2 protein-coding genes are annotated in these 1,226 nt (G+C 68.4%); both read right to left on the reverse strand.

Annotation, left to right across the window (positions count from 1 at the left end):
* Window positions 1–139: 139 nt before the first annotated feature.
* Complete coding sequence (locus AB0C36_RS43125) at window positions 140–742, reverse strand: HU family DNA-binding protein (protein ID WP_358365291.1); 603 nt, start codon at window positions 740–742, stop codon at window positions 140–142.
* Window positions 743–820: 78 nt separating this feature from the next.
* Window positions 821–1,138, reverse strand: a complete 318-nt coding sequence (locus tag AB0C36_RS43130; protein ID WP_358365294.1) for an SCO5555 family protein — start codon at window positions 1,136–1,138, stop codon at window positions 821–823.
* Window positions 1,139–1,226 lie beyond the last annotated feature (88 nt).

Consider the following 1,226-nt stretch of genomic DNA (forward strand, 5'->3'; position numbering starts at 1 on the left):
CTCGAATGAGGGTCCGGCCCGTCGCGCGTTGCGTGTTCCGGTTCGGGTCCGGCCGTGCTCGGGACCGTTGCCGGGCCCCGGTGTGGATCCCGGATTCAGGACCTCGGGTCGGGATCCCGCGCCGGGGTTGGCGCGGTTGCTACTTCGCGGCGCGCTTGGTCGCCGTCTTCTTGGCCGTGGTCTTCTTCGCCACGGTCTTCTTGGCAGCCGGCTTCGCCGTGACCTTCTTGGCCGTGGTGGCCTTCTTCGCGGTGGTGGCCTTCTTGGCGGCGGCCGTCTTGCGCGTCGCGGCCGGCTTGGCGGCGGCAGCCGTCTTCCGGGTCGCGGCGGGCTTCGCGGCAGCCGTGGTCTTGCGGGCCGCCGTACGGGTCGTCGCCTTGGCGGCCGTCTTGCGAGCCGGCTTGGCGCTGCCGGGACGCGGGGTCGGGCTGGCCTTGGCCGCCGCGCTCCCGGACTTCGGCATCTTCTTGGTGCCCGAGGTCAGGTCCTTGAAGCCCTGGCCCGGACGGAAGCGCGGGATCGCGGTCTTCTTGACCCGGACGCGCTCACCGGTCTGCGGGTTGCGCGCGTAGCGGGCGGCACGCTCGACCTTCTCGAACGAACCGAACCCCGTGATGGACACGCGGTCTCCGCCCGCGACCGCGCGGATGATGGCGTCGAGGACGGCGTCCACCGCTTCTGCGGCAGCCGTACGGCCACCCAGTCGGTCCTGGACCGCCTCGACAAGCTGAGCCTTGTTCACGTCTTCCCCTTCGAAAACCGATGCCGTATCAGATAGTCCGGCATTGGGCACGCTAAGCGCCCAATTGTGCTGAAGCAATTACCGAACGGACGAATCACCCTTGTGTCGCAACGGATTACAGACCTCGGCGGTGTCCGCGGCGAGCGCGGGGTCCTCGTCGAGCTCATCCATGAGCTTGGTCAGACGCCGTGCGGCGTCCGCCAGATCGTGTTTTGCGGCATCGGTGACGACCAGGAGGCGGCGAACCAGCGCCACTTTCGCGCCGTCCGGTATGTCGAGCTTACGCACTCGCGCATGCGCCTCCTTCAACCGGGTGGCGAGTTCGGCGTATAGCCGGACTTCGTCGGGGCTGTCGGGATGCGCTGCTTGGTCCACACCGTGATTGTGACAGCTCATCCGACAATGGGCCTGTTGGGCCGGATCGGGGGAACGCTCTTGCCCCGTCCGGGAAAAGCCGGAAGCGGCGGAGTGCAGGTGCACTCCG

The sequence above is a fragment of the Streptodolium elevatio genome (genome assembly GCF_040649515.1).
Lineage (GTDB): Bacteria > Actinomycetota > Actinomycetes > Streptomycetales > Streptomycetaceae > Yinghuangia > Yinghuangia elevatio.

Bases quoted from the DNA above. Each gene is read 5' to 3' on its own strand.
- AB0C36_RS43130 (WP_358365294.1), bottom strand. From the start codon at position 1,138: ATGAGCTGTCACAATCACGGTGTGGACCAAGCAGCGCATCCCGACAGC.